Raw genomic sequence first — 24,271 nt, 5'->3', positions numbered from 1 at the left:
GCTCCATCAGCGCGTGCGGCGCATCACTCCGGCATTTTCAGCGGGCTTGGCGAAACCAGCACGCCATTGTTGTCGGCATACACATACTCGCCCGGACGGAAGGTTACCCCGGCGAAGGTCACCACCACGTTGAGGTCGCCGATGCCACGCTTGTCGGTCTTCATGGGGTGGCTGGCCAGGGCCTGCACGCCAACATCGGTCTGGATCAGCACGTCGACGTCACGCACGCAGCCGTAGATCACCAGGCCTTCCCAACCGTTCTTGGCGGCCTTTTCGGCGAGCATGTCGCCGAGCAGCGCACGGCGCAGCGAACCACCGCCATCGACCACCAGCACCTTGCCCTTGCCGTCGAGTTCGACCTGCTCCTTGACCAGCGAGTTGTCCTCGAAGCACTTGATAGTGACGATTTGGCCGCCGAACGAATCGCGGCCGCCAAAATTGCTGAACATCGGCTCCAGCACTTGTACCAGGTCCGGGTAGGCGTCACACAGGTCGGGCGTTACGTAATGCTGCATGGGAAGCTCCTGTCAGTCACAACGAAAGCGGGTATCGGCCAAGGCTACACCTTGGAGGCTGTCGCAGTCATCCGGGACCGGGCAGTCATTTGTATTCATCCTGTACCGGCAACAGCGGGTTGCGCAACCAGCGTTCCACCAGCGGCCACACCTGCACCTGCGCGGCTTTGCTTACCAGCATGTCGACATGCCCGAACGCCTCGAAGCCCTCCTCACGCCCCAGCCGCAGGAACTGCTTGCGCTCGCCCCCCAACTGCTCGAACAGCTTGCGGCAGGCCCACACCGGGTCCTGGAAGTCCCCCGCCCCGGCCACCGCCAGCAAAGGTACATCCACCTCAGCCAGCCCCGCCCACCAATCGTGCTTCTTGTCGCCAAAACGCCCGAACAGGCCATGCCAACGCATGCTTTCCAGGGCCAGGCCAACCGGCTCGTCTTCCGGGCCACGCTTGAAGCGCGGGCCAGATATCTGCCCCCAGCGCTTGAGCAGCAGTTTCGCGCCCCAGGCCAACGGAGGCACTTTCAACGGCCAATAGACGCGGCTGATCTGAGTGCCGAACAATGCCACGCTGGCCACTTGGTCGGCAGCCAGAAAACCACCGCCCAGTGCGGCCACCAGGGTGGTACCACCCAGGGAGTGGCCAAGCCAATGTGGCGCCTGGCCCGATTGCTCGCGCACGAACGCGTTGATCAGCGGCAGGTCATCGCGGGCGTAGGCGGCAACACTGTTGTGCTTCCACGCCTGGTTACGCGGCGACAGGCCGTGGCCGCGCATTTCCGGGATCCACACATCGAAACCGGCGCGCGCAAGATAGGCCCCCAGGCCAATACCTTTGGGCGAATACCAGAAGCGCCGATTGGAGAAACTGCCGTGCAGGAGAATGACCGGCACGCCCTGGGCCTGGCCCTGATCGGCCAGCCCCAGGCGGGTCACAGCCAGCTCGACGCTGGGGTCCGGGCCGTTGCCGGCCTTGATCCGGTACACGTCTTCGCTGAGGTCGCCGCGGCGCTCGGCACTGAGCAGGGCCACGGGAAATAGAGTGCTGCTGCTTTGCATAAGGTTGCTTGGTGCACAAAAAAGGGCGGGATCCATTGCTGGAGCTCGCCCTGGAAAAAACCAGGCGGGGGAACGCCAGACGTCCCCCCGCGTTTTACCGCATCAGGCCGCGCCCTGGCCTTCAGCCAGGAAGAACCAGGTTTCGAGGACCGAATCCGGGTTCAGCGACACGCTTTCGATGCCCTGCTCCATCAGCCACTTGGCCAGGTCCGGGTGGTCCGATGGGCCTTGGCCGCAGATGCCGATGTACTTGCCGGCCTTGTTGCACGCGGCGATGGCGTTGGCCAGCAGCTTCTTCACCGCAGGGTTACGCTCGTCGAACAGGTGGGCAATGATGCCCGAGTCGCGGTCCAGGCCCAAGGTCAGCTGGGTCAGGTCGTTGGAGCCGATCGAGAAGCCATCGAAGTACTCCAGGAACTCTTCGGCGAGGATGGCGTTGGACGGCAGTTCGCACATCATGATCACGCGCAGGCCGTTGTCGCCACGGGCCAGGCCATTTTCAGCGAGCAGGTCTACGACCTGGCTGGCTTCGCCCAGGGTACGCACGAACGGCACCATGATTTCGACGTTGGTCAGCCCCATCTCGTTGCGCACACGCTTCAGCGCACGGCACTCGAGCTCGAAGCAGTCACGGAACGATTCGCTGATGTAACGCGAAGCACCGCGGAAGCCCAGCATCGGGTTTTCTTCTTCCGGCTCGTACAGCTTGCCGCCGATCAGGTTGGCGTACTCGTTGGACTTGAAGTCCGACAGGCGCACGATGACCTTTTTCGGGTAGAAGGCCGCAGCCAGGGTGCTGATGCCCTCGACCAGCTTCTCGACATAGAAGCCGACCGGGTCGTTATAGCCGGCGATGCGCTTGTCGACGCTGTCTTTCAGGTCGGCAGGCAGGCCCGCATAGTTCAGCAGCGCCTTGGGGTGCACACCGATCATGCGGTTGATGATGAACTCCAGGCGCGCCAGGCCAACACCGGCGTTGGGCAGCTGGGCGAAGTCGAAGGCACGGTCCGGGTTGCCGACGTTCATCATGATCTTGAACGGCAGCTCCGGCATGGCATCGACCGAGTTCTGCTTCACGTCGAAGCCCAGCTCACCTTCGAAGATGAAGCCGGTGTCGCCTTCGGCACAGGAAACGGTCACGCCCTGGCCGTCCTTGAGTACCTGGGTGGCGTTGCCGCAACCGACTACCGCCGGAATACCCAGCTCACGGGCGATGATCGCCGCGTGGCAGGTACGGCCACCGCGGTTGGTGACGATGGCGCTGGCGCGCTTCATCACCGGTTCCCAGTCCGGGTCGGTCATGTCGGAGACCAGCACGTCGCCCGGCTGCACCTTGTCCATTTCCGAGACGTCGTTGATCACGCGAACCTTGCCGGCGCCGATGCGCTGGCCGATGGCACGGCCTTCGACCAGCACGGTGCCTTTTTCTTTCAGCAGGTAGCGTTCCATGACATTGGCGCTGGAGCGGCTCTTCACCGTCTCAGGGCGGGCCTGGACGATGTACAGCTTGCCGTCGTCACCGTCCTTGGCCCACTCGATGTCCATTGGGCGCTGGTAGTGCTGCTCGATGATCATGGCCTGCTTGGCCAGCTCGCTGACCTCGGCATCGGTCAGGCAGAAGCGTGCGCGCTCGGCGCGGTCGACTTCGACGGTTTTCACCGAACGGCCGGCCTTGGCTTCTTCGCCATAGACCATCTTGATCGCCTTGCTGCCCAGGTTGCGGCGCAGGATAGCCGGGCGGCCAGCCTGCAGGGTGTTCTTGTGCACGTAGAATTCGTCAGGGTTGACCGCACCCTGCACCACGGTTTCGCCCAGGCCGTAGGCGCCAGTGATGAACACCACATCGCGGAAGCCCGACTCGGTGTCGAGGGTGAACATGACGCCGGCGGTGCCGGTTTCGGAGCGGACCATGCGCTGCACACCGGCAGACAGGGCGACCAGCTTATGGTCGAAGCCCTGGTGCACGCGGTAGGCGATGGCGCGGTCGTTGAACAGCGAAGCGAACACTTCCTTGGCCGCGCGGATCACGTTGTCGACGCCGCGGATGTTGAGGAAGGTTTCCTGCTGGCCGGCGAACGAGGCGTCCGGCAGGTCTTCGGCAGTGGCCGAAGAGCGCACGGCAACGGCCATGTTGTCGTTGCCAGCCGCCATTTCGGCGAAGGCCGTACGGATTTCCGAATCCAGGCGTGGCGGGAATTCGGCTTCCATGACCCACTGGCGAATCTGCGCGCCGGTCTTGGTCAGGGCGTTGATGTCATCCACGTCCAGTGCGTCGAGCGCGGCGTGAATCTTGTCGTTCAGACCACTCTGTTCGAGAAAATCGCGGTACGCCTGCGCCGTAGTGGCAAAGCCGCCCGGCACCGATACACCAGCACCGGCAAGGTTGCTGATCATCTCGCCCAGGGATGCGTTCTTGCCCCCCACATGCTCCACATCATGGACGCCGAGCTTATCGAGGGAAACTACGTACTCTACCAAGGTGATCTCTCCACTAACTGTGTTGGAAAAGCTCAAAAGGCGCCCGCCTGTCTTCTGTGACTTGGCCGGGCGTTTGTGGCCTGTACCTGGAAAATAGGCTCTGCAAATGTGGCAGAATGTCGACAGCCGCATTCGGCAAACCGAACTTATCATATCCAAGAATCGTCATCAGCTTAAGGCCCAGATCGCAAATGAAACGAACCGCGTTCTTCATCTCCGACGGCACCGGTATCACTGCCGAAACCCTGGGCCAGAGTCTGCTGGCACAATTCGAAAGCATTCCGTTCAACAAATTCACCCGTCCCTACATCGATTCGCCCGACAAGGCGCGGACCATGGTCCAGCAAATCAACGCCGCTGCCGAGCGTGACGGGGTCCGCCCGATCATCTTCGACACCATCGTCAACCAGGACATCCGCGAGATCCTGGCGACGTCCAATGGCTTCATGATCGACATCTTTTCTTCGTTTTTATCCCCACTTGAGCAAGAATTGACCGCCCATTCGTCGTATTCCGTGGGCAAATCGCACTCAATCGGCGGCAATTCCAACTACATGGAGCGCATCGAGGCGGTCAATTTCGCCCTGGACAACGACGATGGCGCGCGCACCCACTACTACGACAAGGCCGACCTGATCCTGGTGGGCGTATCGCGCTGCGGCAAGACCCCGACCTGCCTGTACATGGCCATGCAGTTCGGTATTCGCGCCGCCAACTACCCGCTGACCGAAGATGACATGGAGCGCCTGCAGCTGCCGGCGGTGCTGAAAAAGCACCACAACAAGCTGTTCGGCCTGACCATCGACCCCGACCGCCTTACGGCCATCCGCCACGAGCGCAAGCCCAACAGCCGCTATTCCAGCTTTGCCCAGTGCGAGTTCGAAGTGCGTGAAGTGGAGAACCTGTTCCGCCGGGAGAACATCCCCAACATCAACTCCACGCATTTCTCGGTGGAGGAGATTTCGGCGAAGATCCTGGTCGAGAAAGGCGTGGAGCGCAGGTTCAAGTAAGCCTGTACCAGCCCCTTCGCGGGGCAAGCCCGCTCCCACAGGTTCACCACTGCCCTCAGGCTCAGCGGGGTACCTGTGGGAGCGGGCTTGTCCCGCGAAGAGGCCGGTACTGAGAAAAAAAGCCCCGGCATCACTGCCGGGGCTTTTTCATTTCAGCCTGATGATCAGGACGGCACTACCGCCGCCTGTCCGCTCATGGCCAGGTCGACCAGCTCGCGGTTGGCCACCGCGTACATCGCATAGTCGGTGCCGGTGGCATTGCGCAGGTCGTCCAGCATGGCACGCCAGCGTTCCACCATCACCCGGTGCTGCTCGGCCCACAGTGCCACGCGGGCGTCCATGTCTTCCGGTGCATCGGCCATCTGCAGTACCGAGATGGTGATCGCCCGCTGCTGCAGGTCGATGTCGTCGCGGAACGCCTCGCGGGCCAGCGCCTGCCAGTTGTTTTCCACCGGCAGGTTGCTGATTTCCTGCAGGTACCAGGTCAGGTCTAGCGCACTGCCCACGGCGAAGAACGCCTTGGCCACCTGCGCCGGGTCATGGCCGGTGACGTCAGCCGCTTCAATGATCGGCAGCAGGGTATACAGGTGGCTGGTGCCCGCCACCATACGCGCCAGCAACTCCGGTACACCGGCCTCGACAAAGCCCTGGTAGCGCACCATCCAGCGTTCGCGGGTCGGGCCTTCGAGCAGTTCGTCAAGCTTCAGGCCCAATTGCGCGATCTTCGGCCCGAAGTGCGCGGTGTCTCGCCCGGCGTCCTGTTCGTTGCGGCGGCTACGCAGGAACCAACGGGTAGCACGGCGGCCCAGGCGCATCAGCTCGTCCATCAGGGTGAGCTGGATTTCTGCCGGCACCTGGTAGTCCAGTGCCTCGATCTGGCGGAACCAGTGCGGCAGGTGGAAGATGTCGCGCACGATCACATAGGCCCCGGCGACGTTGGCCGGGCTCATGCCGGTCGACTCCTTCAGGCGCTGGACGAAGGTGATGCCCATGTTGTTGACCAGGTCGTTGGCGATCTGGGTGCTGACGATTTCGCGCTTCAGGCGGTGGCGGCGCATGGCCTCGGCGAACTTGCTGACCAGCGACGGCGGGAAGGCGGTTTCCATGTCGCGGGTCAGGTAGTCGTCGTCCGGCACCAGCGACTTGAGCAGTTGCTCCTTGAGGTCGATCTTGCTGTACGAAATCAGCACCGACAGCTCAGCCCTGGTCAGGCCCTGGCCGGCGGCCAGGCGTTCGGCCAACTGCTCTTCGGACGGCAGGAACTCGATGGCGCGGTCCAGCTTGCCACGCGCTTCCAGGTCAGCCATCAAGCGCTTGTACTCGGCAATCCGCTCACGGGCGCGGCGTGCCGCCAGCGATAGCGCCTGGGTCTGCTTGTAGTTGTTGCCCAGCACCAGGCCGGCCACCTCATCGGTCATGCTGCCCAACAGCTGGTTGCGCTGCTTCTCGGTCATGTCGCCACCCTGCACCACTTCGTTGAGCAGGATCTTGATGTTGACCTCGTGGTCGGAGCAGTCCACGCCGCCGGCGTTGTCGATGAAGTCGGTGTTGGTGGCACCGCCGTTCAGGCCGAACTCGACCCGACCGAGCTGGGTCATGCCCAGGTTGCCGCCCTCGCCCACCACCTTGCAGCGCAGTTCGTTGCCGTTGACCCGCAGCGCATCGTTGGCCTTGTCGCCGACATCGGCGTGGCTTTCGCTGCTGGCCTTCACGTAGGTACCGATACCGCCGTTCCAGAGCAAGTCCACCGGGGCCTTGAGCAGCGCGTTGAGCAGCTCGGTCGGTGTCAGGCGGTCTGCTTCGATGGCGAAGCGCTCTTTCATCTGCGGGCTGATGGCGATGCTCTTGGCACTGCGCGGGAAGATCCCGCCGCCTTCGGACATGATGCTGGTGTCGTAGTCGCTCCAGGCCGAACGCGGCAGGTCGAACAGGCGCTTGCGCTCGGCAAAGCTGGACGCCGGCTCAGGGTTCGGGTCGATGAAGATGTGCAGGTGGTTGAACGCCGCCACCAGTTGCAGCTTGTCGGACATCAGCAGGCCGTTGCCGAACACGTCGCCGGCCATGTCGCCCACGCCGATGACGGTAATCGGGTCTTCCTGCACGTTGATGCCGCGCTCGCGGAAGTGGCGCTGCACGCCCACCCAGGCGCCGCGCGCGGTAATGCCCATCTTCTTGTGGTCGTAACCGGCCGAGCCGCCCGAGGCGAAGGCGTCACCCAGCCAGAAGCCGTAGTCGATGGCAATGCCGTTGGCGATGTCGGAGAAGGTCGCGGTGCCCTTGTCCGCCGCCACCACCAGGTACGGGTCGTCATCGTCATGACGTACCACGTTGGCCGGCGGCACCACGCCACCGTCCTTGAGGTTGTCGGTGATGTCCAGCAGGCCGGAGATGAAGATGCGGTAGCACGCCACGCCCTCGGCGGCGATCTCGTCACGGCCGCCGCCGAGCGGCAGGCGGCGCGGCAGGAAGCCGCCCTTGGCACCGACCGGCACGATGACCGAGTTCTTCACTTGCTGGGCTTTGACCAGGCCCAGCACTTCGGTGCGGAAGTCCTCTTCGCGATCGGACCAGCGCAGGCCGCCACGGGCGACGTTGCCAAAGCGCAGGTGCACGCCCTCGACGCGCGGCGAGTAGACGAAGATCTCGAACTTGGGCACCGGCTTGGGCAGTTCCGGGATCAGCTTGGGGTTGAACTTGAAGCTGAAGTACGACTTGTTCTGGCCGTTGGCGTCCGGCTGGTAGAAGTTGGTGCGCAGGGTGGCTTTGATCAGGTCCAGGTAACGGCGCAGGATGCGGTCTTCGTTGAGCACCTGCACGTCATCCAGCGCGGTCAGGATGGCCTGCTCCAGGCGCTGCTGCTTATCGTCCAGGTCGTCCTGGGTGAGCTTGCGCGCCAGGTAGAAGCGGGTCTTGAACAACCGGGTCAGCTCACGGGCGATGTCGGTGTGGTTGTTCAGGGTGCTGGCGATGTAACCCAGGTCGAAGCCCAGGCGGATCTGCTTCAGGTAACGGGCATAAGCACGCAGCAGCGCCACGTCGCGCCATGGCAGGCCGGCAGTCAGCACCAGGCGGTTGAAGGCGTCGTTCTCGGCGTCACCACGGACGATGTGGATGAAGGCGTCTTGCAGGGTGTCGTTGAGCTGCTGGATATCCAGGCTCAGGCCTTCGCTGTAGGTAAAGGCGAAGTCGTGGATCCAGTAGCCACGGCCATTGGCATGGCGCAGGCGGTAGGGGAACTCGCCAAGCACGCGCAAGCCAAGGTTTTCCAGGATCGGCAACACATCGGACAGCGCCAGCGGGGTGTCGGCGTGGTACAGCTTGCAATGCAGGATGCGTTCGCCAACCTGGGTCAGCGGCTGGTAGAAGCTCATCGCCAGCGGCTTGCTTTCCGACAGGTTCAGCACGTGCTGCAGGTCGACCACGGCCGAGTGCGCGGCGAAGCGCTCGCGGTAACCGGCCGGGAAGCCTTTGGGGAAGTCGGCAAGGATGTTGGTGCCCTGGGCTTCGCCGAAGTTCTCCACCACCAGTGCCGAATAGTCATCATGCCACGAGCGGCAAGCCTGGATGACTTCGCGCTCCAGCTGCTGCGGGTCGATGTCGATGCGGTTCTTCGGGTCGACCCGCAGAATCAGTTGCACTCGGGCCAGTACCGATTCGGAGAAGAAGGTCCAGAACTCGCAATCGCTGGCCTTCAGGCGCTCCATCAGCACCTGCTGGATCTTCTGCCGCACTTCGGTGGAGTAGATTTCCCGCGGGACGTAGGCCAGGCAGTAGCAGAAGCGGCCATACGGGTCTTTGCGCAGGAACACGCGGATCTTGTTGCGTTCCTGGATCTGCACGATCGCCATGACCGTGCTGAACAGCTCGTCGATCGGCGTCTGGAACAGGTCGTCGCGCGGCAGCACTTCCAGTACCTGGGCCAGCTCCTTGCCGAGGTGGGCCTTGGGGTCGAAGCCCGAGCGGCGCTCGACTTCGGCCACCTTCACGCGGATGTACGGAATGGCATGCACGCTTTCGCCATACACCGACGAGGTGTACAGGCCCATGAAGCGGTGTTCCTTGACCACCTTGCCGTCGGCGTCCAACTGGCGGATCGAGACGTAGTCCGGATAGGCCGGGCGGTGAACGCGGCTGGGCAGCGCCGCCTTGGCGAACGACAGCAGCAGCGGCTCGTTCAGATAGGCCACGGCGTAATCTTCGATGCGCAGTTCTTCTGCGGTCAGGCCCACGCGCAGCCGGCGCGGCAGGCCGAGGAACGACTGCTCGTCGTAGACCATCTGGCCGCCATCGGCGTCGCCCTTGACGGTGAATTCTTCATAGCCCAGGAAGGTGAAGTGGTTGTCCAGCAGCCATTCGAGGAAGGCCTTGACCTCGCCCTTTTCGTGCTGCGCCGGGCCGAAGGCGGTCTGCTCCACCTGCGCCACCACTTCGCGCAGCTTGGCCTTCATCGGCTCGAAGTCGGCGACCGCCACCCGTACCTCGGCCAGCACCTGCTCGATTTCGCGGGCCAGCACGGTCAACTCGGCGGCGTTGGCGCAGCGGTCGATTTCCAGGTACATCAGCGACTCGTGGCGCACGCCCTCGCCCTGGGTACCCTTGGGCAGCAGTTCCAGCAGCTCGCCCTTGGCACCACGGCGCACGCTGAGCACGGTGGTTTGCAGGGTGTGGATGCTGTAGCCACGGCGGTTGAGCTCGGTGCGCACCGAGTCGACCAGGAACGGCAGGTCGTGGTGCAGCACTTCGACCACGGTGTGGGTCGACTGCCAGCCATTGCGCTCGTAATCTGGGTTGTACACCCGCACTTGCGGGTATTCGGGGTCGAAACGCTCGATGATGCGCCAGGCTGACAGGGTGCAGCCGGCCAGGTCGGAAAGCCTGCGCTGGGTGAGTTCGTCCAGAGAGATGATGCCGAAGAACTGCTCGGCGAACAGCGCCACTTGTGGCAGGGACTGTTCGCTGATGTGCTGCGCCAGGGCCGCTTGCAGTTGATGCTGGAAGTCGGCTTTGCTGGCTGCGGTGAAGAACGCCATCTGTGGTACTCCGCTTGGGCTTTGTAATAGTTGAAGCGTCGCTGCGTGCGCCGTGTACGGATCAACGATAGCCAACCCGTGGCATGGCGGACGGTAAAAACCAGACGTTGAACGTGCGCAGGCACGCCCAGGGCTCGCCGAAGCTTAACGACTGATCGGTCATCTACGCTTGCAGCGCTGCGACAATTTCGGTCAAAGGGGGGTAACTTTACGTTTATGCCTGTACCCAAGACTGTCAGAATTCCCTTCCGTTTCCTTTGATCCGAGCCTGCTCATGCAAATCAACACCGCCCTGCTGTTCGCCACCCCTTGCGATGACGAGGAAGACAACATGGCGACCCTGTGCTGCCACAGCGACAAGGGTCAGATGTTCCTGCTTACCCGCTACCCGGACGAAGACACCGTCGACCTGACCTTGGATGACGAGCCGTCGACGTTGGATGGGCTGAAAGTGACCCTGAGCGCCAAGCGCCTGCTGATCGAAGTGGCGGCCGGCGACCGCGATGCGTTGAAGGGGGATGACGTGCTGGAAATCAACCTGACCAGCGCGCTGAGCGACATGGATGAAGTGAAGGAAACCCTGGAGAACATCCTGGCCGGCACCGGCACCTTCGTCTGCGAGCTCTAGATCCTGAAATTTTGCGCGATCCCCTGTAGGAGCAGCCTTGTGCTGCGAAGAGGCCGGTGCAACATTTTACGAATGTGTCGCTTGCACCGGCCCCTTCGCAGCACAAGGCTGCTCCTACAAGGTTCAGTGCAGCCGCCGAAATTGCCTGGATGGGCTAGGCCAATGCTTGCTGCATTTCTTTAGCCTGTAGCCGCAACGCCTGGCAAAACGGCTCCACCGCCGCCGAAGCCGGCCGGTGGTCCGGGCGTATCAGCATCACCTGGTACGGCACCGACACGCGTAGCCTGCGGATCGGCAGCCCACCCTGGGCCGCTTCCAGCCCGCTCAACGGGTTGATGATCGCCACCCCCAGGCCTTGCCTGACCATGGCGCACACCGAGGCGGCACTGGTGGTCTCGATCACCGTGCGGCGGTTCACCCCCGCCGCACGAAAGTGCTGGTCCAGGCGCTGGCGGTAGGTGTCCAGGCTGGCCAGGTTGATAAAATCGACCTCGTGAAAGTCGCTCAGCTCCAGCTCGGCCTTGGCCAGCAGCGGGTGATGCTCGGGCAACACGCACACCATGTTGGCGCTGAACAGCAGTTCGCCATAAGCGCCGCGCGGAATCTGTTCGACCTCGGTCAGGCCAAGATCATGCTGCTGGGCAACCAGTGACTCCTCCAGCAACGGCGATTCCTGCGCCAGTATGCTCACGCTCACGCCACGGTGCTGTTGGTGAAAACGCTGGCAGGCCTTGGGCAGCAAAGTCTGGGAGAACAGCGGCAGGCAGGTGATGGCCAGCCGCCCTTGCTCGAAATTGCGGATAGCCTGGGCAAAGCGATCGATGCGCTCCAGCCCGACGTAGGCTCGCTCGACCTCCTCGATCAACAGCAGCGCCTGGGCCGTCGCTACCAGGCGCCCACCCTCGCGCTCGAACAAATTCAGCCCGGTCACCTGCTCCAGCCGCGCCAGCTCACGGCTGACGGTGGGCTGTGAGGTGAACAGCAGCCGAGCCGCCCCGGTGACACTGCCTGCGGCCATGATGGCGCGGAACACTTCGATGTGGCGGATGGACAGTTTCACGGCAACACCCGGTGAGTCGACAGTTGGCATATCAGATATGAATGGCTAGCAGAAAAAAAGCTATTTTTCTGAATCCTCGCTTTGGCTCATCCTCGTGGCCTTCCTTATATGAGTAGCGCCACCATGACCGCACCCTTCACTCTCCTGGCCGAGGCTGTCCGCCAGCACGGCTCGCCGCTGTGGGCATACGACACCGGCACCATCGCCGAACGTGTAGAGCAGCTGAAGGTGTTCGACACCGTGCGCTTCGCCCAGAAGGCCAACCCCAACCTGCATGTGCTGCGCCTGATGCGGGCCCATGGGCTGGTGCTCGATGCCGTGTCGCTGGGCGAAATGGAGCGGGCCTTCGCCGCGGGTGCCAGCGTGGACGGTGACCCGGCCGGCGTGGTGCTGACCTGCGACGCACTGGACCGGCCCACCCTGGAACGCGTGGTGGCCTCGAAGATCGAAGTCAACGCCGGCTCCATCGACATGCTGCGCCAACTGGGTGAACGCTCGCCCGGCCACCGCGTGTGGATCCGCATCAACCCAGGCTTCGGCCATGGTCACAGCCGCAAGACCAACACCGGCGGCGAAAACAGCAAGCATGGTATCTGGCACGAAGAGCTGGACGAGGCGCTGGCGTGCATCAAGGCCCATGGCCTGCACCTGGTGGGCGTGCACATGCACATTGGTTCCGGGGTGGACTACCAGCACCTGGAACAGGTGGCCCGCTCGATGATCGAGTTGATCGGCCGCCTGGGCGTGGACATCGAGGCGTTCTCCATCGGCGGCGGGCTCTCCACCCCGTACCGCAACACCGACAAGCCGGTCGACCTGCAGCGCTATGCCCAGACCTGGGCGGTGGCACGCAAGGAAATCGAAGCGATGCTCGGCCACCCCGTACGCATGGAGATCGAACCTGGGCGCTTCCTGGTGGCGGAGTCTGGCTACTTGGTGGCCGAAGTGCGTGCCGTCAAGCAAGTGGGCCGCAATACATTCGTCATGATCGACGCCGGCTTCAACGACTTGATGCGTCCGGCGATGTACGGCGCCTACCACGGCATGACCCTGCTCGATGCCAACGGCCAGCCAGTGGACCGCCCACGCCAGCCGACCGTGGTGGCCGGGCCGCTCTGCGAGTCGGGTGACGTGTTCACCCAGGATGACCAGGAACTGACCCCACAGGACCTGCCCCAGGCACAGGTGGGTGACCTGCTGGTGATTCACGATGCCGGGGCCTATGGCGCGTCGATGTCGTCGAACTACAACAGCCGGCCGCTGCTGCCGGAGTTTCTGATCGAAGGCGGGGCGCTGCGAATGATTCGCCGGCGGCAAACCGTGCAGGACCTCCTGGACCTGGAAGCGGGTTTCTAACCACCGCATCAATGGGGCCGCAGGGCGGCCCCAATGCCCCCTTGCAATCGCCATGGCTCACCGCGACAATGCGATCAATTCCTATTCATATTGCGAATTTGACGCCATGTCGACGCTCGACCATCAGGCCCTGCACCAGCTCTACAGCGAAAACAACGGCTGGCTGAAGGGCTGGCTACGCGCCCGCCTGGGCAACTCCGCCGATGCCTGCGACCTGGCGCACGACACCTTCCTGCGGGTGATGACCGCGCGCACTCAGTGGCCGATCCGCGAGCCGCGCAGCTACCTCAGTGCCATCGCCCGTGCGCTGCTGATCGACAAGGTCCGCCGCCGCACCATCGAACAAGCCTATCTGCAAGCGCTGGCCCTGCGCCCGGAACCAGTGGAGGTATCGCCCGAGGTGCGCTTGTCCATCATCGAAATGCTGGTAGCCGTGGACAGCCTGCTCGACGAACTCGGGGCCAAGACCCGCGCCATCTTTCTAGCGGTGCAACTGGAAGGCCTGACCTACGGTGCCGCGGCCGAGCGCTTCGGCGTATCGGTGACCACCGTGAAGAATCACCTGATCAAGGCCATGACCCGCTGCCTGCTGGCAGTCGAAGGCTGAGGCGATGGAGCTCAAGACACTCGAAGCCGCTGCCACCTGGTATGTACAGCTCAACGACGGCACCCACAGCGAAGCCCGCACCCAAGCCTGGCAGCAGTGGTTGCGGGCCAGCCCGCAACACGCTGCCGCCTGGGCACGGGTAGAAAAGCTGCAGCAGCAATGGGCCATGGTGCCACCGCAGGCGGCGCTGTCCAGCCTCGGCGCGGCTCAGGCGCAGCGGCGCGATGTGCTGAAGGTGCTGAGCCTGCTGCTGGCGATGGGCGGCGGTGGTTGGCTGGCAACCGAGCAGGTGCCCTATCGCGCCCTACTGGCCCAACAACGTACCGGCAGCCGTGAACGCAGCACCCTGCAACTGGCGGACGGCTCGCAGCTGGAGCTGAACGTGGGCACCGCGCTGGATGTGCGCTATGACGCGAAAGTGCGGGCGATCGCGCTGTATCAAGGGGAAATACTGGTTCGCCCGGTCAGCGATCTTCAGCAGCGCCCATTCATCGTGCACACCGATGACGGCAGCGTGCTTGCCCGCAGCACCGAGTTCAGCATCCGCAAGCTTGCGCAGCAGACCCGCGTGGGCGCGCTCCAGGGCAGCGTCGAGGTACGTCCGCAGCGTCACCTTGATCGGCGGCTGCAACTGCAAGCGGGTCAACAAGTGAGTTTTGACCAGGATGACTTCGCCGCCGCCCATGCCCTGCCCGCCGATTCCACGGCCTGGCTGCAGGGCATGCTGAGCGTGAACGACTGGCGCCTGGGCGACTTCATCGAAGAACTGGGGCGCTACCGTCCAGGCGTGCTGCGCTGCGCCTCATCGATCCGGGCCATGAGCATCTCCGGTGCATTCCGCATCGATGATACCGATATCGCCCTGGCCAACCTGCCGAAAACCCTGCCTGTACGGGTGCGCTACCTCAGCCGCTACTGGGTGAACGTGGAGCCAGCCTGAACGAGGGTGAAAAAACTTTCAGCGAAATCTTGCTGATTTCGATTCTCGTCCGTCCCTGACACAAGCCGCGACGACAGCGACTTTCTGCCATGACTCGGAAGGATCACGTAATGCCCCACCTGCACCCCACCCCCGCAACCAAGCTGAGCCAGGCTGTGCGCCTGGTGCTGTTCGGCATGTCCCTGGCCAGCGCGCCGGCCCTGCTGCTGATGCCGGCCCAGGCCATGGCCCAGCGCCAGATCGCCTACCATGTTCCCGCTGGCCCGTTGGGCAATGCCATCACCCAGTTTGGCGTGCAGGCAGGCGTGACCATTTCGTTCGACACCGAACAGACCCGCAACCTGAGCAGTGCAGGCCTGCAAGGCAGCTTCAGCGTCGAGGAAGGGCTGGTGCGCCTGCTGGGCAACAGTGGCTTGCAGGCACAGCGCCAGGGCAACGGTGGCTATGTGCTGGTGCCTGCGGACAACGGCTCGGCCATGGTGCTGGGGCCGCTGAACATCGACGCCAACCGACTGGATGCGACCAGCGAGGGCACCCAGTCCTACACCGCCCGCGCCGTGACCATCGGCAAGGGCGTGCACACCCTGAAGGAAACCCCGCAGTCGGTCACCGTGATGACCCGCAAGATGCTCGACGACCAGAACCTGAACACCCTGGAGCAGGTGCTGGACAAGACCCCGGGCATCACCGTGTACGACTCGCCCATGGGCGGCAAGTACTTCTATTCCCGTGGTTTCAACCTGGACGGCCAGTACCAGTACGACGGTGTGCCGCTGGACGTGGGTGGCAACTACGTGCAGGCCAACAGCTTTTCCAGCGACATGGCGTTCTACGACCGCGTCGAAATCCTCAAAGGCGCGGCCGGGATGATGAAGGGCTCCGGCTCCTCTGCCGGCGGCGTCAACTTCGTGCGCAAGCGTGGTCAGGACAAGGCCACGACCACTGTCACCCTGTCCGCCGGCAGCTGGGACAACTACCGCGGCCAAGTCGACGTAGGCGGCCCGCTGAACGACTCGGGCACCGTGCGGGGCCGCGCTGTGGCAGCGCTGCAGGACCGCCAGTATTTCTATGACACGGCCAAGCGCCAGGACCAGATACTGTACGGCGCCCTCGACTGGGACGTCACCGCTGACACCACTCTGGGCTTTGGCCTAGCCTATGAAGATGTCGATGCCACGCCGTGCTACCACGGCCTGCCGCGCTACGCCGATGGCAGCGACCTGAAGCTATCACGTTCCACCTGCCTGGGAGCCAGCTGGAACGACCTGCAAAGCCAGCGCATCACCGGCTTTGCCGACCTCAAGCACCGCTTCAACGATGACTGGACATTGAACTTTGCCTCGGTCTACACCCACAACAACCAGAACATCGAGTACGGCTATTCCGAAGGTTCGATACCGGTCGGCGCCACCAGCGCCAGCATGGGCCGCTATGCCGGCCGCTTCGATTACGACCAGGACGACTACGGCTTCGATAGCTACGTCGATGGCAAATTCGAAGCTTTCGGCCTGGAGCACGAGCTGATCATCGGCGCCAACGCCAGCCGGCAAAAGACCCATGACTACTTTGCCCTGATGGGGCTGAGCGGCGGCCAGAACCCGTTCGACCCATCTGCTGATTTCCCGCATCCGTCCAAGGCTGATTACCTGGTCGCCCCGCTACGCGGCGGTAGTATTCCCACCGACTCCACTACGACCCAATACGGCACCTACGCCAACCTGCGCCTGAAACTGGCAGAACCGCTGACCCTGGTGCTTGGCGCGCGGGTCAGTTGGTACCGTAACAAGAGCGACTCCTACACCCAGCGCTATGAGTATTGGGTCAACAACCGCAGCCAGGAAAACGGCCAGGTCACACCGTTCGCCGCCCTGTTGTACGACCTCAATGACGAGTGGACCGCCTACGCCAGCTACGCCGACATCTTCCAGCCACAGAGCGACAAGGTGAACGCCGAGCGGCAGCCACTTCAGCCCAAGACCGGTGCCAACTACGAGATCGGTATCAAGGGCGAGCTGCTTGGCGGCGCGCTGAACACCTCGTTCAACCTGTTCCGCACCGTGGAGAATCACCGCGCGGAAAGCGACTACATCGAGACCTGCCCTTCAGGCGACGGGTATTGCTACACCGACAGCGGCAAGGTGCGTGCGCAGGGCTTCGAGGCCGAGATCAGCGGCTCGCCCGTCGAGCGCCTGCAACTGTTGGCGGGCTACACCTACACCCAGACCAAATACCTGAAGACCATCGAGGACAGCGACCCCACCGAGCTGACCTTCACCTCCAGCTTCATCCCACGGCACATGCTCAAAGTGTGGGGTGACTACCAGTTGGGCGGTGCCCTGGAGCGCTGGACCCTCGGCGCCGGCCTGAACAGCCAGAGCGAGAACTTCCGCACCACCCGCAACACCCGCGTCGAGCAGGCGGGCTACACCGTGTGGAACGGCCGCGTGCAATACCGCCTGGACCAGAACTGGACCGTCGCCCTCAACGGCAACAACCTGTTCGACAAAAAGTACTACGCCACCATCGGGGCGCCGGCCTGGGGTAACTTCTATGGCGAACCGCGTAACTTCATGGTGACCTTGCAAGGGGCGTTCTAAGGCCCACCACCGCCCATCCAACGCACGCCGCCATTTGTGTAGGAGCAGCCTTGTGCTGCGAAGAGGCCGGTGCACATTTCAAAAATGTGTCGCCGGCACTGGCCTCTTCGCAGCACAAGGCTGCTCCTACAAAGGGCGACAGCCGCTCCGGCCATCACCCCATGAACGGTTCCCGAACGCCGCTCATGTAGTGCTCCAAGCGGCTGCGCAGCCAGCGCTCGGCGGGGTCGCTGTCGGTGGTACTCAACCAGACCATGGCCAACTCCAGCGCCGTGGTTTCGAACGGCAGCGGCTCTGCCTGCAAGTTGCCCCAGCGCTCCATGCCCTGTGCGGCATAGTCCGGGCAACAGGCCAACAGGTCGGTGCCAGCCAGAATCGCCGGCAGCGAACTGAACTGCGGCACCGACAACACCACCTTGCGCTCGCGGCCAATCTCTTTCAGCCAGTCGTCGACCACACCCTGGGTGTTGGCGGTGGGTGAAACCTGAACGTGCGGGCGGGCACAGAACTCATCCAGTGTCAGTGGCGTGGCCGACTTGTCGGCGCGCACTACCCTGCCCTGCATCGTGCGCAGTACCTTGCGCTTGGCATTGGCCGGCAGCCCCTTGGTCTGGCTGATGCCGACCGTTACATCGCCCGCTGCCAGCAAGTCGGGGATGCGCCAGTAATCCACATGCTGCACGACCACCACCACATTCGGTGCCTCCACCCGCAACGCCCGCAACAACGGCGGCAACAGCCCGGACTCGACGTCATCGGACAAACCGATGCGGAAGGTCATCGTGCTGGTCAGCGGGTCGAAATCGTGGGTCAGGCTGAGGGCGACGGACATCGCATCCAGGGCCGGGGTAAGGTACTTGATCACCTCTTGCGCTCTGGCGGAGGGCTCCATGCGGTTGCCCACACGGACCAGCAACGGGTCGTTGAACATCGCACGCAACCTGGCCAGCGCGGCGCTGACCGTGGGTTGGGCGACGAACAGCTTTTCCGCGGCACGGGTGAGGTTGCGCTCCTGCATCAGTGCTTCGAACACCACCATCAGGTTGATATCGGCTTTGCGCAGTTCGTTGCGGTTCATTGGCGCTCCCGGCCCGTTCTTGTTGTGCGGGTTCAATTCCAGCACCGACAAGCAGCCTAGTCGAGTCAAAACCTGCAGCGAACCCTTTGCGGCTGCCCCAAAGCCTGTGCGAACACCGGCGAAGCCGGTGCCATTCACGGCGTTGGATTGTTCGCGGGCACGCCCGCTCCCATAACAAGAACAGCACCAGGCTCAAAGGTCGGTGACAGGGCCGACACAGACCACGCATCACCACTGTCCCACGCGGCACAATCCGGGTAACCTTGCGCACTCCTCCCTTCCGGCCTCCCCTGCCGTGCACCGCCCAGGCGTTAACTCGCGAAGCGGTCATTCATGATGCCGACACTTGCATGGCCGCCACCTGTTGGCGCGCCTATCCGCCATCAATACACTCAGGATGACCCCATGATCATTCGCCAAGGCATCGCTGCAGACTACCCGCAGCTGCTCGACATCTGGCTGCGCGCCGTACGCGCGACGCACCATTTTCTACAGCCCAGCGACATCGACGCACTACTGCCACAGCTGCGTGACCTGTACTTCCCGGCCGTCGAGCTGTGGGTTGCGACAAGCACCGATGGCCAACCACTGGGCTTCATCGGCTTCAATGAAAACCACGTGGAAATGCTCTTCGTCGAGCCGCAGCGCCACGGCCAGGGCATTGGCCGTGCACTGCTGGATTTCGGCCGCCAGTCGCGCAGCACCCTGAGCGTCGACGTCAACGAGCAGAACCCGCAGGCAACAGGGTTCTACCGCCACTACGGCTTTGTGCAGACCGGCCGCTCGCCGCTGGATGGCGAAGGCCGCCCGTTCCCGTTGCTGCACTTGAGCTTGCCTGCCCAGCAGTGACCAGCAAGCAGATGGGGAGCCGCTGTTAAACTGTCAGCCGATGAAATTTGCGAGACAGACCGAAGGTATGAACCCGACGCGCTACACCCTCGTGGCAAAGGACTTGATGGAAGGCATCGCCAGCGGCCGCTACCCGGTCGGCAGCCTGCTGCCGACCGAGTTCGAGCTGTGCGACCTTTACGGTGTGAGCCGGCATACGGTGCGCGCAGCGATCGACCAGTTGCTCAACCAGGGGCTGGTGTCGCGGCGCAAGCGCGTGGGCACCCGGGTCGAGGCCAGCAGCCCGCGCGGCGGCTATTCGCAATCACTGGCCAGCGTGGCCGACCTTGCGCACCTGGCCGACACCCAGCAGCGGGAAATCCAGGACGTGCGCCATTTCGTCGCCGACCTGAACGAGGCCGCGCGGCTGGGGTTGGTTCCGGGGGAGCGTTACTTCTGCGTATCGAGCATCCGCGTCGACCGCCTGCACAATGCCGCGCCGCTGTGCTGGACCGATGTGTATGCGCAGCGCGACTATGTGGACGTTATCGAACTGGCGCGCGAGCACCCCGACCAGCTGATTGCCGGGCTGATCGAGCAGCACTATGCCCGGGCGATCGCGGTGGTCGACCAGCAGGTGCGGGCAGTGTTGCTGAGCGCTGAAATGGCCCGCGCGCTGGAGGCCGAGGTGGGTTCACCGGGGCTGAAGATCATCCGCCATTACCGTGAGGAAAACGGTGATCTGATGGCGGTTTCCGAGACCGTGCACCCGGATGACCGCTTTACCCTGGTCACCCAGATGCGCCGGGATCGTTCGCCCACCTGACTGCAAAGGCGTACACGATCCCTGGGGCCGCATTGCGGCCCTTTCGCGGCACAAGGCCGCTCCTACAGGGCCTCCAGCTGCCTTTCGGCCTCAATCAACTGCTGAGAACGCAATGTGGTCACCCGATGATCCCGCGCCAGCCACCCATAGATCGTCGGTAGCACGAACAGGGTAAACAACGTCCCCACCAGCATCCCGCACACAATCACCACCCCCAACCCGAAGCGGCTATTGGCCCCCGCGCCGCTGGCGAACAGCAGCGGCAGCACGCCGAAGGTCATCGCCGCGGTGGTCATCAGCACCGGCCGCAGGCGTATTTGCGCAGCACGGACAATGGCGGCAGCACGGTCGAGGTTGTCGCGCACCTGGATCTCGTTGGCGAACTCGACCATCAGGATGCCGTGCTTGCTGATCAAGCCGATCAGCGTCACCAGGCCGATCTGCGTGTAGATGTTCAACGTGGCCCAGCCCAGCGCCAGCGGCAACAGCGCACCGCAGATCGACAGCGGCACCGTCACCAGGATGATCAGCGGGTCGACCAGGCTTTCGTACTGCGCCGCCAGCACCAGGTAGATCACCACCAGGGCCGCGAGAAACGCCCACATCAAGGCAAACCCCTCCTGCACATACTGGCGCGATTCCGATTGCCAGTCGTGGCTGAAGCCCGGCGGCAGTTCGCGGGTGAGCTGTTCGAGAAATGCCACGGCGTTGCCCATCGACACCCCCGGCGCGGGGATGGCCTGCAGGGTACTGGCGTTCTGTTGATCGAACTGCAACAGGCGGTTGGGCGCCACTTCGATATCCAGGTGCACCAGCGTAGCCAGCGGCACCAGGCTGCCGTTTTCGGCGCGCACATATTGACGATTGAGCGCCGCAGGCGTCAGGCGCAGGTCCCGAGTGCTCTGCGGGATCACGTCGTAGGAACGCCCGTACAGGGCGAAGCGATTGAGGTACTGCTCGCCCACCAACACACCCAGCGACTCGCCAATGGCCTGCATGCTGATGCCCAGGCTAGCGGCCTTGGCGCGGTCGACGCGCACCTTGACCACCGGGTTGTTGTAGTCGAGGTCGCTGTCCACCACGGCAAACAGGCCGCTGTCGCGGGCACGCTGCTTGAGCACTTCCATGGTCTGGTACAGCTCGGGATAGTCCTGGGCGCTGCGCAGCACCATCTGCACCGGCAGGCCACCACTGGAGCCCGGCAGCGAAGCGACCTGGAAGGCGAAGATGCTGCTGCCTTCGATATCCGCCACAGCCTGCTGCAACTGTGCCTGCACCTGCGCGGCGGAACGCTCGCGTGCCTGCCAGGCGCTGAGGTTGATACCACCGAAACTGGCGGCCGGGCCGTCGGTGCCGTTGATGATCCAGGTATCGGTGGTTTCGCCGATGGACTTCATCACCTGGTCGAGCTTCAGCGCAAAGCGTTCCGCATAGTCGAGGCTGGCATGCTGCGGCGACTTGATGGCGGTCAGCACCGCCGCCTGGTCCTCGGGCGGGGCCAGCTCGCGCTGGGGCAGCAAGTACAGCCAGGGCAGGCTCAGGCACACCAGCAGCGCCACGCCGCCACTGATCCAGCGATGTGCGAGGGTGTAGGCCAACACCCGCCCATAAGCACCCGTCAACGCCGCGAACAACCGATCGGCCATGTTGGCCATCGCGCCATGCTGCTGTCCGGGTTGCAGCAGCAGTGAGCTCATCACCGGCGACAAGGTCAGCGCCACGATGCCCGAAACGATCACCGCTCCCGCCAAGGTCAGGGCGAATTCACGGAACAGCGTGCCGGTCAGCCCGCCCATCAACCCGATCGGCGCATACACCGCCGCCAGGGTCAGGGTCATGGCGATCACCGGCCCGGCGATTTCCCGTGCCCCGATCAATGCTGCAGCGACCGGCGACCTGCCCTCTTCGATATGGCGGTGCACGTTCTCCACCACCACAATGGCATCGTCCACCACCAAGCCGATGGCCAACACCATCGCCAGCAAGGTCAGCAGGTTGAGGCTGAAGCCGAACAGCCACATCAGGCCCGCGGCACCGAGCATCGACAGCGGGATGGCCACCACCGCAATCAACACGCTGCGCAGCGAACCCAGGCACAGCCAGATCACCAGCACCACGATCAGCATCGCTTCCACCAAGGTGCGCAGCACTTCATGGATCGACGCATCGATGAAGCGCGCGGTCTCGTAGGCCAGCGCCACCGTCACGCCGGGAGGCAAGGTCTGCTGGATCTGCGGCAGCAGTTGGCGAATGCCCTCGACGATCACCAGCGGGTTGCCGGTCGGTGTGGGGAACAGCCCCAGGTGCACGGCAGGCTTGCCGTCCATGGTAGCGCTGGTCTGGGTGGCCGCCGCACTCAGTTCGACGGTGCCGACATCGCGCAAGCGCACCAGGTCGGTGCCATCGTTGCGGATGATCAGCTCACGGAAGTCCTCGACCCGGGTCAGGTCGGTGTCCACCTGGATGTCGGCCAGCACGTACTGCCCGCGCACCTGGCCTGGCGTCGCCTGATAGTTGTTGGCACGCACCGCCTGCGCCACGTCCGCTGCGGTCACCCCACGCCCGGCCATCTGTTCGCTGTCCAGCCACAGGCGCATGGCCAGGCGCTGCCCGCCGAACGACTGCACCTTGGCCACGCCGTCGATGCCGGAGAACTGCGGCTCCACCACCCGCGACAGGTAATCGCTCAGCTCCGGTATCGACAGGCTGTCGCTGGCAAAGCCCACGTAGGCGACCGCCGTGGAGTCGCCAGCCGACAGCTCTACCACTGGGTCGTAGGCCTTTTCCGGCAGGCGATAGCGCACCTGGTTGACCTTGGCCATGGTCTCGGCCAGCGCCTGGGTCGAATCGCGGTTGAGCACCATGCGCAAGGTGATCAGGCTGCGACCCTGCTGCGATGACGACGACAGGTAGTCGATGCCCTCGACCGACGACACCGCCTGGGTGATCGGCTGGGTCACGAAACCCTGCATCAGTTCGGCGGAGGCGCCGGGGTACTCGGTGCTGATGGTAATGGTCGAGCTTTCCAGCAAGGGGTACTGACGGATCGGCAACTTGCCCATGGCAAACAGCCCCATCAGGATGATCAGGCTGCTGACCACCAGCGCCAGCACCGGGCGGCGCACGAAGACATCGGTAAACTTCACGGCTGCAGCCCTCCCTGGCTGGCCTGCAGGCTGTCCTGCATCACAGGCTCGACCGACATGCCATCGCTCAGCTTCAACTGGCCGGAAACCACCACTCGGTCCCCGGGCGCCAGGCCGGAGGTAACCTCCACCCGCCCCTGCCAGCGCTCTCCGGTGCTTACCCGCACCCGGCCGACCCGGGTACCATGCGCCGGGTCCTGGGTAGCGACGAACACTGTCTGGCCGTAAGCGGTGTAGGTGATGGCGGTTTCCGGTACGGCCAGCACGGTCGATGACTGCGCGGCAGCCAGGCGCACGCCAGCGTACATGCCCGGCTGCAACTGCCCGTCCGGGTTCGCCAAGGCCGCCTGCACTTGCACCAGGCGTGCCTGGCTGACCACCGGATCGATCGCCACCACCCGTGCCTGAACGCTTCGCCCGCGCAGCGCATCCACCGTCAGCTCCAGCACTTGCCCGACCTGTACTTCGGGGGCAGCCTGCTCACCCAGCGCAAAATTCACATGCAACTGGCTGATGTCGGCCAGGCTGACGATAGCCTCGCCAGCGCTCAGGTACTGGCCCTGATGTACCCGGCGGATGCCGAGCTTACCGGCAAAGGGTGCGCGAATGGCCTTCTGCGCGATCAATGCCTCGACGTGCTGCAGTTCGCCACTGGCCACGTCCACGGCAGTGGCGGCGTTGTCCAGCAGTTCTTGCGACACGGCATTCATCGCTCGCAACTTGCGGCTGCGCTGCAGCACCACTTCGGCGTTACGCAGCTTGGCCCGCAACTGCACCCGCTGAGCCTGCTCCGGCGCATCGTTGAGCTGCACCAGCAACTGCCCGGCCGTTACCGTCTGCCCCGACTCGAAGGCAATTCGGGTAATGCGCCCCGCCATCTCGGCGGCGACCTGCACCTGGTTGACCGCCTCCAGTTCCCCCGAGGCAATGTTTTGCCGCGCCAACTGCACCTGCTCGGCCGTGGCCAGCGCCACCTTGGTCGCCGGCCACGCCGCCGCAGCGGGTGGAGCCGAACCGCTCCCCACCAGCGCATAGGCTGCGGCCAACACACCGGCAACAGCGCCAGCCCAGGCCAGTAACGTCCGTTTGTTCATGCACAGCTCCGATCATAGGGAAAG

16 protein-coding genes are annotated in these 24,271 nt (G+C 63.8%); 8 read left to right on the top strand and 8 right to left on the bottom strand.

The window, feature by feature from the left end; translation table 11 throughout:
- Positions 1 to 23: 23 nt before the first annotated feature.
- From rraA to ppsA, 3 genes are all read right to left on the bottom strand, one after another.
- Entirely contained in the window at positions 24 to 515 is a 492-nt protein-coding gene (rraA, locus tag ACNFBR_RS15115) for a ribonuclease E activity regulator RraA (protein WP_003248652.1), read from the bottom strand.
- A gap of 85 nt (positions 516 to 600) precedes the next feature.
- Positions 601 to 1,605 carry an alpha/beta fold hydrolase gene (locus tag ACNFBR_RS15110; protein ID WP_416735637.1) on the bottom strand — a complete coding sequence of 335 codons (1,005 nt, stop codon included), beginning with the start codon at positions 1,603 to 1,605 and terminating at the stop codon, positions 601 to 603.
- A gap of 66 nt (positions 1,606 to 1,671) precedes the next feature.
- Positions 1,672 to 4,047 carry a phosphoenolpyruvate synthase gene (gene ppsA / locus ACNFBR_RS15105; protein WP_416735636.1) on the bottom strand — a complete coding sequence of 792 codons (2,376 nt, stop codon included), beginning with the start codon at positions 4,045 to 4,047 and terminating at the stop codon, positions 1,672 to 1,674.
- Positions 4,048 to 4,238: 191 nt separating this feature from the next.
- Here ppsA and ACNFBR_RS15100 point away from each other — a divergent pair, with 191 nt between their 5' ends.
- A complete protein-coding gene (locus ACNFBR_RS15100) occupies positions 4,239 to 5,057 on the top strand; it encodes a pyruvate, water dikinase regulatory protein (protein ID WP_016714844.1) in 819 nt (272 codons plus the stop codon).
- A gap of 164 nt (positions 5,058 to 5,221) precedes the next feature.
- On the opposite strand, the gene ACNFBR_RS15095 is transcribed toward ACNFBR_RS15100, so the two are convergent.
- A complete protein-coding gene (locus ACNFBR_RS15095) occupies positions 5,222 to 10,087 on the bottom strand; it encodes an NAD-glutamate dehydrogenase (protein ID WP_416735635.1) in 4,866 nt (1,621 codons plus the stop codon).
- Between the two features lie 274 nt (positions 10,088 to 10,361).
- Here ACNFBR_RS15095 and ACNFBR_RS15090 point away from each other — a divergent pair, with 274 nt between their 5' ends.
- On the top strand, positions 10,362 to 10,715 hold the full coding sequence (locus ACNFBR_RS15090) for a hypothetical protein (protein WP_416735634.1): 354 nt from the start codon (positions 10,362 to 10,364) through the stop codon (positions 10,713 to 10,715).
- Positions 10,716 to 10,869: 154 nt separating this feature from the next.
- Here the strand turns inward: ACNFBR_RS15090 and ACNFBR_RS15085 are convergent, their stop codons facing one another.
- Entirely contained in the window at positions 10,870 to 11,775 is a 906-nt protein-coding gene (locus ACNFBR_RS15085; RefSeq protein ID WP_416735633.1) for a LysR family transcriptional regulator, read from the bottom strand.
- Positions 11,776 to 11,898: 123 nt separating this feature from the next.
- Here ACNFBR_RS15085 and lysA point away from each other — a divergent pair, with 123 nt between their 5' ends.
- The 4 genes from lysA (at position 11,899) to ACNFBR_RS15065 (ending at position 17,275) form a co-directional block, all read left to right on the top strand.
- A complete protein-coding gene (gene lysA / locus ACNFBR_RS15080) occupies positions 11,899 to 13,131 on the top strand; it encodes a diaminopimelate decarboxylase (protein WP_416735632.1) in 1,233 nt (410 codons plus the stop codon).
- A gap of 106 nt (positions 13,132 to 13,237) precedes the next feature.
- Positions 13,238 to 13,738 carry a sigma-70 family RNA polymerase sigma factor gene (locus ACNFBR_RS15075; protein ID WP_416735631.1) on the top strand — a complete coding sequence of 167 codons (501 nt, stop codon included), beginning with the start codon at positions 13,238 to 13,240 and terminating at the stop codon, positions 13,736 to 13,738.
- A 4-nt stretch (positions 13,739 to 13,742) separates the two neighbouring features.
- Positions 13,743 to 14,678 carry a FecR domain-containing protein gene (locus ACNFBR_RS15070; protein WP_416735630.1) on the top strand — a complete coding sequence of 312 codons (936 nt, stop codon included), beginning with the start codon at positions 13,743 to 13,745 and terminating at the stop codon, positions 14,676 to 14,678.
- Between the two features lie 110 nt (positions 14,679 to 14,788).
- Positions 14,789 to 17,275, top strand: a complete 2,487-nt coding sequence (locus ACNFBR_RS15065) for a TonB-dependent siderophore receptor (RefSeq protein WP_416735629.1) — start codon at positions 14,789 to 14,791, stop codon at positions 17,273 to 17,275.
- A 154-nt stretch (positions 17,276 to 17,429) separates the two neighbouring features.
- Here the strand turns inward: ACNFBR_RS15065 and ACNFBR_RS15060 are convergent, their stop codons facing one another.
- The gene (locus ACNFBR_RS15060) at positions 17,430 to 18,353 is read right to left on the bottom strand and encodes a LysR family transcriptional regulator (protein ID WP_416735628.1); all 924 of its coding nucleotides are present in this window, start codon (positions 18,351 to 18,353) and stop codon (positions 17,430 to 17,432) included.
- Between the two features lie 405 nt (positions 18,354 to 18,758).
- On the opposite strand from ACNFBR_RS15060, the gene ACNFBR_RS15055 reads away from it, so the two are divergent.
- Together ACNFBR_RS15055 and ACNFBR_RS15050 are read left to right on the top strand one after the other, a co-directional pair.
- Complete coding sequence (locus ACNFBR_RS15055) at positions 18,759 to 19,202, top strand: acetyltransferase (RefSeq protein WP_416735627.1); 444 nt, start codon at positions 18,759 to 18,761, stop codon at positions 19,200 to 19,202.
- Between the two features lie 67 nt (positions 19,203 to 19,269).
- Complete coding sequence (locus ACNFBR_RS15050; protein ID WP_416735626.1) at positions 19,270 to 20,007, top strand: GntR family transcriptional regulator; 738 nt, start codon at positions 19,270 to 19,272, stop codon at positions 20,005 to 20,007.
- A 62-nt stretch (positions 20,008 to 20,069) separates the two neighbouring features.
- Here ACNFBR_RS15050 and ACNFBR_RS15045 read toward each other — a convergent pair whose 3' ends face one another.
- Together ACNFBR_RS15045 and ACNFBR_RS15040 are read right to left on the bottom strand one after the other, a co-directional pair.
- Complete coding sequence (locus ACNFBR_RS15045) at positions 20,070 to 23,153, bottom strand: MexW/MexI family multidrug efflux RND transporter permease subunit (protein ID WP_416735625.1); 3,084 nt, start codon at positions 23,151 to 23,153, stop codon at positions 20,070 to 20,072.
- Positions 23,150 to 24,247 carry an efflux RND transporter periplasmic adaptor subunit gene (locus ACNFBR_RS15040; RefSeq protein WP_416735624.1) on the bottom strand — a complete coding sequence of 366 codons (1,098 nt, stop codon included), beginning with the start codon at positions 24,245 to 24,247 and terminating at the stop codon, positions 23,150 to 23,152. Before ACNFBR_RS15040 ends, ACNFBR_RS15045 begins: the two co-directional genes overlap by 4 nt.
- Between the last annotated feature and the right edge of the window lie 24 nt (positions 24,248 to 24,271).

Source organism: Pseudomonas sp. NY11955 (assembly GCF_048068035.1).
In the GTDB taxonomy this organism is placed as follows: Bacteria; Pseudomonadota; Gammaproteobacteria; order Pseudomonadales; family Pseudomonadaceae; genus Aquipseudomonas.
This window is presented reverse-complemented; position numbering and strand designations above follow the sequence as displayed.

Excerpts from the sequence above, each read along its gene's own strand:
- ACNFBR_RS15090 (WP_416735634.1), top strand. The coding sequence starts at position 10,362 with ATGCAAATCAACACCGCCCTGCTGTTCGCCACCCCTTGCGATGACGAG.
- ACNFBR_RS15065 (WP_416735629.1), top strand. The coding sequence starts at position 14,789 with ATGCCCCACCTGCACCCCACCCCCGCAACCAAGCTGAGCCAGGCTGTG.
- ACNFBR_RS15110 (WP_416735637.1), bottom strand. The coding sequence starts at position 1,605 with ATGGATCCCGCCCTTTTTTGTGCACCAAGCAACCTTATGCAAAGCAGC.
- ACNFBR_RS15100 (WP_016714844.1), top strand. The coding sequence starts at position 4,239 with ATGAAACGAACCGCGTTCTTCATCTCCGACGGCACCGGTATCACTGCC.
- ACNFBR_RS15040 (WP_416735624.1), bottom strand. The coding sequence starts at position 24,247 with ATGAACAAACGGACGTTACTGGCCTGGGCTGGCGCTGTTGCCGGTGTG.
- ACNFBR_RS15070 (WP_416735630.1), top strand. The coding sequence starts at position 13,743 with ATGGAGCTCAAGACACTCGAAGCCGCTGCCACCTGGTATGTACAGCTC.
- ACNFBR_RS15075 (WP_416735631.1), top strand. The coding sequence starts at position 13,238 with ATGTCGACGCTCGACCATCAGGCCCTGCACCAGCTCTACAGCGAAAAC.
- ACNFBR_RS15055 (WP_416735627.1), top strand. The coding sequence starts at position 18,759 with ATGATCATTCGCCAAGGCATCGCTGCAGACTACCCGCAGCTGCTCGAC.
- ACNFBR_RS15050 (WP_416735626.1), top strand. The coding sequence starts at position 19,270 with ATGAACCCGACGCGCTACACCCTCGTGGCAAAGGACTTGATGGAAGGC.
- rraA (WP_003248652.1), bottom strand. The coding sequence starts at position 515 with ATGCAGCATTACGTAACGCCCGACCTGTGTGACGCCTACCCGGACCTG.
- lysA (WP_416735632.1), top strand. The coding sequence starts at position 11,899 with ATGACCGCACCCTTCACTCTCCTGGCCGAGGCTGTCCGCCAGCACGGC.
- ACNFBR_RS15095 (WP_416735635.1), bottom strand. The coding sequence starts at position 10,087 with ATGGCGTTCTTCACCGCAGCCAGCAAAGCCGACTTCCAGCATCAACTG.
- ACNFBR_RS15060 (WP_416735628.1), bottom strand. The coding sequence starts at position 18,353 with ATGAACCGCAACGAACTGCGCAAAGCCGATATCAACCTGATGGTGGTG.